The sequence below is a fragment of the Schleiferilactobacillus perolens DSM 12744 genome, assembly GCF_001435585.1.
GTDB classification, from domain to species: Bacteria; Bacillota; Bacilli; order Lactobacillales; family Lactobacillaceae; genus Schleiferilactobacillus; species Schleiferilactobacillus perolens.
On the sequence record NZ_AZEC01000046.1, the window covers coordinates 1 to 1,246 of the forward strand.

Here is a 1,246-nt window from a genome sequence, read left to right on the forward strand (position 1 = left end):
AGTCGGGTCGTCTTCGAACACGGCGCTGATGTCAAGATTATGGACAGGCTTTTTTGGCACCGAGAGGTACCGCACTCCGAAAATTTTTCAAAACCCGGATTTCAGCTTAAAACGGCGTGATTTCTGGGTGTTTTTGTAGGTGGAACAGGGCCGAGCCCTACCAGTGAGAGAAAACAGGTGGTATAGATTGTGAACCAGCCGGATTTCACAAGTTGTATCGTGCAACAAATAAGCCTTCACAAGGCGAATTTTTGAAATTCACAAGTGACGGCTTATAAACGGCGTCGTACCGGCTAGTGCCGATAACCGGCATTATGTTAAGCAGCAAGTGGTATAGCTGCCGGACGGGTCTTTGTAGATATTCTGGTGGTGTTCCACCAGTAGTCATAGCGGTGCGCTCCTGCAATAATCGCATTGATTGACCAACTTAAGCGACGTGGGTTGAAGAATTCTGATTTGAAAAATGAGTGATAGTTTTCGATGATTGTGTTGTGCTCGGGATGCCCCGGTGAGCTGAATGAGTGCATGAGGCCATAAAATGAGACGGTATCTTCGTATTCCTCACTGATGAAGTGGGAACCGTTATCTGAGTGCAAAATGATTGATGTTTCGGCGTTGAGAATCGATTTAGGAATTTGACGCATAGCTGTTTGAAGTGCTCGTTTAGTTAAATCAGATGTCATATCATAGCCAACGACGGCACCAATGACATCACCGGTAAACCAGTCTAGAACGCTGGCTTTATAGAGTTTCTGCTTATCTGGCATCACCAGGTAAGTTACATCAGTTGTGAGAACTTGGTATGGTCGTTCAATGATAATGTCTTTAACCAGATTGTCGCGTTCAACAACTGGACGGCCGCGATTTCCTTTATAAGACTGAGTGATAACAGACTTATATTCAATCTTCTGCATCAAGCGATGAACACGGTGTTCACCGGTATGTATGTCATATTGATCGGCCAATTCCTGCACCATACGCTTAATTCCGTAGGAATTATTGAACTCGTGCGCGTCAACGATTTCTTGAATTTTCTCGATTATCAGAGCGTCTTGTAAATCGTGTTCTGTGGGCGATTTTGGAGCTTTGTGCGAATAAAAAGTGCTTGAGGGCACATTCATGACCGCAAGCAACTTGGTTTGAGAATATTTCGCATTTTCAGACATATCGACGACGGCGCGCTCCGCTAAACTCATCGTCGGTTGGATTTTTTTATCTGTTCACGTGAGTATTTGTCCATTAAAGT

General features: G+C 44.5%; 1 protein-coding gene. It reads right to left on the bottom strand.

Going from position 1 to position 1,246, the window contains the following annotated elements:
- Nucleotides 1-317: 317 nt before the first annotated feature.
- On the bottom strand, nt 318-1,196 hold the full coding sequence (locus FD09_RS15515) for an IS3 family transposase (protein ID WP_055307687.1): 879 nt from the start codon (nt 1,194-1,196) through the stop codon (nt 318-320).
- Nucleotides 1,197-1,246 lie beyond the last annotated feature (50 nt).

Excerpts from the sequence above, each read along its gene's own strand:
- FD09_RS15515 (WP_055307687.1), bottom strand. The coding sequence starts at position 1,196 with ATGAGTTTAGCGGAGCGCGCCGTCGTCGATATGTCTGAAAATGCGAAA.